Source organism: Oryzihumus sp. (assembly GCF_036391795.1).
Lineage (GTDB): Bacteria > Actinomycetota > Actinomycetes > Actinomycetales > Dermatophilaceae > Oryzihumus.
The window spans coordinates 1-6108 of the sequence record NZ_DASVZH010000124.1; the positions used below are offsets into that span (position 1 = coordinate 1).

Annotated in this window: 6 protein-coding genes and 1 pseudogene; all 7 read right to left on the reverse strand. The window is 74.0% G+C overall.

What is annotated here, in order from left to right; all coding sequences use genetic code 11:
• Positions 1–555: pseudogene (locus VF825_RS07235) on the reverse strand (hypothetical protein); the annotation flags it as partial.
• A gap of 26 nt (positions 556–581) precedes the next feature.
• Positions 582–1232 carry a GNAT family protein gene (locus VF825_RS07240; RefSeq protein ID WP_331111673.1) on the reverse strand — a complete coding sequence of 217 codons (651 nt, stop codon included), beginning with the start codon at positions 1230–1232 and terminating at the stop codon, positions 582–584.
• On the reverse strand, positions 1232–1705 hold the full coding sequence (locus VF825_RS07245) for a molybdenum cofactor synthesis domain-containing protein (protein ID WP_331111675.1): 474 nt from the start codon (positions 1703–1705) through the stop codon (positions 1232–1234). Before VF825_RS07245 ends, VF825_RS07240 begins: the two co-directional genes overlap by 1 nt.
• Complete coding sequence (gene moaC, locus VF825_RS07250) at positions 1702–2178, reverse strand: cyclic pyranopterin monophosphate synthase MoaC (protein ID WP_331111683.1); 477 nt, start codon at positions 2176–2178, stop codon at positions 1702–1704. Before moaC ends, VF825_RS07245 begins: the two co-directional genes overlap by 4 nt.
• Positions 2178–3428, reverse strand: coding sequence for a gephyrin-like molybdotransferase Glp (glp, locus tag VF825_RS07255; protein ID WP_331111677.1), 1251 nt, complete (start codon positions 3426–3428; stop codon positions 2178–2180). Before glp ends, moaC begins: the two co-directional genes overlap by 1 nt.
• The gene (gene galU, locus VF825_RS07260; protein ID WP_331111679.1) at positions 3425–4381 is read right to left on the reverse strand and encodes a UTP--glucose-1-phosphate uridylyltransferase GalU; all 957 of its coding nucleotides are present in this window, start codon (positions 4379–4381) and stop codon (positions 3425–3427) included. Before galU ends, glp begins: the two co-directional genes overlap by 4 nt.
• Positions 4382–4390: 9 nt before the next feature.
• Positions 4391–6108: diguanylate cyclase (locus VF825_RS07265; RefSeq protein ID WP_331111681.1), on the reverse strand; the 1718-nt coding region annotated here is incomplete at its 5' end.

A 6108-nucleotide genomic window follows, 5' to 3' on the forward strand; every position in this document is an offset into this window, starting at 1 on the left:
AGCGGCCCGCTCGACCTGGGCGGCCCGGCGCAGCCAGGCCAGGTCGGCGACCAGCAGGCCGAGGGCGACCAGGCTGCTCCACCAGCCGAGGACACCGAAGCCGGCCAGCGGCACCGTCGCCACGAGCAGGGCCAGGGAGCCGAGGAAGGACAGGCCACGCAGGCGGCGTGCGGGCACCCCTGCGACCTGACGGCCGCTGGCCGGGCGGAACCCCTCGGACCGGACCGTCGGCTCGGGGCGGAGGGCGGACTCGGGGCGCACGCGCGGCGCAGGCTGCGTGGCGCCGGCGGCCTCGGACCCTGCGGGCGTGGCTTGCGCCGGGGTCGTGGCGGTCCGGACGACCCGGGTGGGGCTCACGGCATACGACCGCGGTGCGGGGGTGCGCTCGGGCACCTCGGCGACGGGCGCGCGACGCTCGAGGACGCGCATGGCGTCGGAGAAGCGGTCGACCGAGCGCGCGGTCGCGAGGTGCTCACGACGACGGACCCAGTGCTGGAAAAGATAGGCAGCCCAGATCGCGATGATGACGAGGAAGATCAGACTGCTGGGTTGCACGCCCACGACGCTAGAGGTTCCCGCGACTACCCGCGCGGACCAGCGTCGGTGTGTCGCCTGTGAGGTTGGTCCACAGCATCAAGCCAGCGGTCCAGGAGGCGCCCGCCGGCGAGGTCCTCCGTGGTCAGCGCGAACGAGCGGTGGTCCCGCCAGGCGCCGTTGATGTGCAGGTAGCGCGTGCGAAGGCCCTCGTCCCGGAAGCCCAGCTTGGCGACCACCCGCAGGCTCGCGGCGTTGTCCGGCCGGATGTTGACCTCGACCCGGTGCAGGCCGAGCACCAAGAATGCATGGTCGGTCAGCAGCGCCAGCGAGATCGGCGCAACCCCTTGTCCCGCAACGGATCTGGAGACCCAGTAGCCCGCCGCCCCGGAGCGCATCGAGCCCCACGTGATGCCGAACAGGTGCATCTGCCCGGCGAGCCGTCCGTCGACGGAGATGGCGAACGGCAGCATCCGGCCCTCCACCGCCTCGCGGTTGAAGTAGCGCACCATCTGCCGGTAGCCGACGCGGCCGGTCACCGGCTCGGGAGCCGTGGCCTCCCACTCACGCAGCCAGTCCGCGTTGTCGCGGCGCAGCGCCTCCCACTCCTTGCGTTGCCGCGTCCGCAGGGGCCCGAGCGTGACGGTGTGCCCCGCCGGCGTCGTGGCCGACAGGGTGACGGGCCACGCGACGGTCATCAGTGGTCGCCCCCGCGCAGCTGCGAGATGGCGTGGGACACCACCGGTTCGAGGACCGCGAGACCGTCCCGCACCCCGCCGGTCGAACCCGGGAGGTTGACCACCAGCGTGGCCCCGGCCATCCCGGCCACGCCCCGCGAGAGCATCGCGGTGGGCACTCCGGCCGCGACCCCGGCTCCCCGGATCGCCTCGGCGATGCCGGGCACCGGCCGGTCGATGACGCGCAGGGTCGCCTCGGGTGTGCCGTCGGTCGGCGTCAGCCCGGTCCCGCCGGTCGTCAGCACCAGGTCGGGGCCGGCGCCCACGGCGGCCTTCAGGGCCTCCTCGACCTCCGGGCCGTCCGGCACGACGATCGGCTCCCCCGTCTCGAACCCCCAGGACCGCAGGGCCTCGACGATGACCGGGCCGGAGCGGTCGGGATAGACCCCGGACGCGGCTCGGGTGGAGCAGGTGATGACGACGGCGCTGCTCACACCTCGCTCCAGTCCCCGGAGCGACCCCCGGACTTCGCCGTGACGCGCACGTCGGTGATCCGTGCGTGCTTGTCGACGGCCTTGACCATGTCGACCAGGGCGAGGGCGGCGACGGTCACGGCGGTGAGCGCCTCCATCTCGATCCCGGTGCGGTCGGCGGTGAGTACGGTCGCGGTGACGTCGACGCCCTCGTCGACGACCGCGAGGTCCACCTCGACGCCATGGATGCCGATCGGATGCGCCAGGGGCACGAGCTCGGGGGTGCGCTTGGCGCCCTGGATGCCGGCGATCCGGGCCACCGCGAGCGCGTCGCCCTTGGGGACCGTCCCGCCTCGCAGGGCCGCGACCGCGTCCGCCGACAGCAGGACGCGCCCGGCAGCACTCGCCCGCCGGGCGGTGACCGGTTTGGCGCTGACGTCGACCATGTGCGCGCTGCCGTCGGGGCGCACGTGGGTCAGCGCCGGCTCCTCCATCACGCCTCCATCATCGCGCCGAGCAGGTGGCAACGGACCACGTCGCCGGCCTGGACCTCGGTGACGGCGGCCGGGATCACGGCCAGGCAGTTGGCGGCGGCGAGCCCGCCGAGCACGTGGGAGCCCTGGGCGCCCACCAGCGTCACGGCGAAGTCGCAGTCCTGGCCGTTCGTGCCGGTGACCCGGCGGGGGTGCAGCACGGCACGGGCGAACTGGGTCTTGCCCGCGGGAGCGGTCCACCCGGTCTCCACCACGGCCGGGACCAGGGCGCTCTCGTGCTCGGGACGGCCTGCCATGGCGCGCAGCGCCGGGGCCACGAAGACCTCGAAGGAGACCATCGCGCTGACCGGGTTGCCCGGCAGGGTGAACACCGGGGTCTCGTCGGCGCCGAGGACGCCGAAGCCCTGCGGCATGCCGGGCTGCATCGTCACCTTGTCGAAGCGCACTGTCCCGACGCGGGACAGCACCTCCTTGACCGTGTCGTAGGCGCCCGCGCTGACCCCACCGGAGGTGATCACGGCGTCGGCGCGCACCAGCTGGTCCTCGAGGGTGGACAGCAGCTCCTTGGCGTCGTCGACCACCGGGCCCACCCGGAACGGCACGGCCCCGAGGGCCCGCACCGCGGCGGTGAGCATGAGCCCGTTGCTGTCGACCACCTGGCCGAAGCCGGCCGGGCGGCCCACCTCGACCAGCTCGTCGCCGGTGGACACGACCACCACGCGCGGCTTCGGGACCACGCGCACCGAGGAGCGACCCACCGCCGCGAGCAGCGCCAGCTGTCGCGGGCCGAGCCGTCCACCCGCACGCAGGACCAAGTCGCCGGTGCGCACGTCGTCACCGGTCGGGCGCACGTGCTGGCCCACCACGACCGGGGACTGGACCGCCACCGCCGCCAGCCCGGCGTCGGTCAGCTCCACGGGCACGACCGCGTCGGCGCCGTGCGGCAGCGGCGCGCCGGTCATGATCCGCATCGACTGCCCGGGGGCCAGGCTCAGCGCCTGGGTGTTGCCCGCCGCGATGTCGTTGACGACGGGCAGCCGCACCGGGGACCGCTCGGTGGCGGCGGCGACGTCCGCCGCATGCACGGCATACCCGTCCATCGCGGAGTTGGTGAACCCCGGCAGGTCGGCGGCGCTGCGCACGTCCTCGGCCAGGACGCAGCCGAGCGCGTCGAGGAGGCCGAGCTCGATCGGCGGCAGCCGGCGCACCGTGTCCAGGATGCGCCCGAGGTGCTGCTCGACGCTGATCACGCGACGGGAGAGCCTTGGCTGACGTCCTCCCGGCCGGCGACGAACTCCTCCAGCCACCCGGAGAAGTCGGAGCCGAGCTCGCGGTGCTCCACCGCGAGCCGGACGACGGCCTTGAGGTAGTCGAGCCGGTCGCCGGTGTCGTAGCGACGGCCCCGGAAGACCACACCGTGGACCCCGCCGCCGGGCTCCGTGGAGGCGGCGCGCTCCTGCAGTGCGTCGGTCAGCTGGATCTCGTTGCCCCGGCCGGGAGGCGTCTTGGCCAGGACGTCGAAGATCGAGGGGTCGAGCACGTAACGGCCGATGACCGCCAGGTTCGACGGGGCGTCGGCGGGGTCGGGCTTCTCGACCAAGCCAGTAACACGCACCACGTCCGCGTCGCCGACGCGCTCGACCGCGGCGCAGCCGTAGAGGTGCACCTGGTCCTCGGGCACCTCCATCAGCGCGATGACGCTGCCGCCGCGCTCCTGCTGGACGGCGATCATCTGCTCGAGCAGCCGGTCGCGGGCGTCGATGAGGTCGTCGCCGAGGAGCACCGCGAAGGGGTTGTCGCCGACGTGGTCAGCGGCGCACAGGACCGCGTGGCCCAGGCCCTTGGGCTCCCCCTGGCGCACGTAGTGCACGTTGGCCAGGCTGGTGGACTTGCGCACGCGGGCCAGCCGCAGCTGGTCGCCCTTGGCCTCCAGCGCCTGCTCGAGCTCCCAGTGGCGGTCGAAGTGGTCCTCGAGGGCGGCCTTGTTCCGCCCGGTGACCATGAGCACGTCACGCAGGCCGGCACGGGTGGCCTCCTCCACGACGTACTGGATGGCCGGCTTGTCGACCACCGGCAGCATCTCCTTGGGAGTCGCCTTGGTGGCCGGCAGGAAGCGGGTCCCCAGACCGGCAGCCGGGATCACGGCCTTGAGAACGGGCGGCATGGCACCGTCACGGGACGGGGTGTGCGCGGTCGACGTCATGCCGAGAGGTTATCGGTGCGGCACGGTTGCGGCGGCCACTCGGTCCCGACCGGAGGCCTTTGCCTGCGACAACGCCGCGTCCGCGGCCCGCATGAGCTCGGTGGACGTGGTCGCCTGCTGCGGCCAGGAGGCCACCCCGATGCTGACCCGGACGTCGACCACGCCGTCCTCCACCGGGAAGCCGGCGTCCCGGATCGCCTCGTGCAGGTGGCTGGCCAGGCCGTAGGCCTCCTCCGGCCCGAGCTCGGGGCACACCACGGCGAACTCCTCCCCGCCGTAGCGGGCCACCGTGTCCACCGACCGGATGCTCGCCGCAACCCGCTGGGCCATCCCGTGCAGGATCGCGTCGCCGGCGCCGTGCCCGTGCGTGTCGTTGAGGTTCTTGAAGTGGTCGATGTCCAGCAGCAGCAGGGACACGCTGCGCCCGAAGTGCTGGGCCCGGTCCACCTCGCGGGCCAGGGTGGTGGTGAGCATGCGCAGGTTGCCGACGCCGGTCAGCGGGTCGATGACCGACATGCGCTGCGCCTGCCGGTGCAGCATCGCGTTGTCGATGGCGATGCCGGCCGGCCCGGTGATCGAGGTGAGCATCGCCTGGTCCTCGACGGTGTAGGACTCGGCGTCACCGGTCCGCTCCACCACGAGGGCGCCGAGCATCATCTCGCCGCGCTGCAGCGGCGCCCCCATGGCCGGTCCGTCCCGGAGCGTGACGTCCTCGCGGGCCCCGGCGACCAGCCGGCGGACCACGCCGTCGGCGACCACCTGCCCGGGCAGGCTGTCCCCGATGGGGACCCGACGCACCCCGGCACGGGCCGCTCCCCCGGGCCACACCACGCGGGCGACGAGGCTGTTGCCCTCGACCAGCCACGCGGTGACCCGCTGGCTCTCGGTCGCGGTGGCGCCGATCGCGCACACCGCCGAGAGCAGGCCGTCGAGGTCGTGGGTGCGCTGCAGCGCGTCACCGAGGCGCTGGACGTTGAGGCGCAGCCGGTCGCGGCTGTCCTGGATCTCCGTCATCCGCAGGTCGAGCTGGCGGGCCATGTGGTTGAAGCTGCCCGCGAGCCGGGCCACCTCGTCCTTGCCGCTGACCGGCAGCTTCATGGCCAGGTCGCCCCGGGCCGCGCGCTCGGCGGCCTCGGTCAGCGCCAGCACCGGCTGGGTCAGCTGGCGGGCCAGCCACCACACGAGCAAGCCGCCGACGATGAGGGCCAGCAGCAGCATGCTCCAGGTCAGCGCGGACGCGGTCAGGGTGCTGGGAGCCGGCATGGCGGCCACGACCATGCACGGGTGGCCCGGGCCGACGTCGGCGGAGACGACGTGCATCCCGGCGACCGCAGCCTTGCGACCCTCGTAGAGCCTCTGGGCGGCCACCGCCAACGGGCGGGCGACGGCCTCGCTCCCCGACGCCGTCACCCCGCCGCCGGGGCACGAGGCGGCGAGCTGGACGTCCTGGGCAGCGCCGACGCGGCTGCGCCACGTGTTGAGCTGCATGTCGTCGATGGGCGTGGCCACCACGACGAGGACCGAGCCCCGGGCCGTCGGGGTGGTCGCGGAGTAGGCCAGGACCGCCGGGGCCGGACCGAGCGCGGCGGCCGGGGAGATGGTCGGGCGCACCGGCGACGTCGTGCACTGGTGCAGCACCTCGTGCTGCGCGGCGATGCCGACCGGGGCGTCGCCGGCACGAGCCAGCAGGGTCCCGTTGCGCGAGACCGCGGCGAACCGGACGTCCG